The sequence below is a fragment of the Bartonella sp. MR168JLCBS genome (assembly GCF_042194175.1).
Window position 1 is genome coordinate 1 of sequence record NZ_JBHIMP010000483.1, and the last position, 310, is coordinate 310.

Here is a 310-nt window from a genome sequence, read left to right on the forward strand (position 1 = left end):
TCAAAAATGCGTGAGAGTGGTATATTCTTATCATTCACATGCAGGACTTTAAACAATTTTCCCATTTGATCTGGACCAGCAAGCCGTTTGACATCTTGGCAGATTTTGTCTTGTAATGCAGCACTTTTGTTGACTCCAAGCTGTCTTGCCCGTTCTAGTAGACCCATTGTAAAAAGAAAATCTCCTTGTTCCAGAATTTCAGCAAAACAGCCTTGTTCAAGGGCTATCGTTTTTAAAAAAGAAAAATCGACATGGGATGTTAAATCATGTTCACCGGGAGCTTCAAAAATATCACGAAATCTATGTTTTG

The 310-nt window shown here is 38.1% G+C and carries 1 protein-coding gene; it reads right to left on the reverse strand.

The window, feature by feature from the left end; all coding sequences use genetic code 11:
* Positions 1-310 (reverse strand): SAM-dependent methyltransferase (locus ACFIK8_RS12160; protein ID WP_375669578.1); only part of this gene is annotated, 310 nt, incomplete at both ends.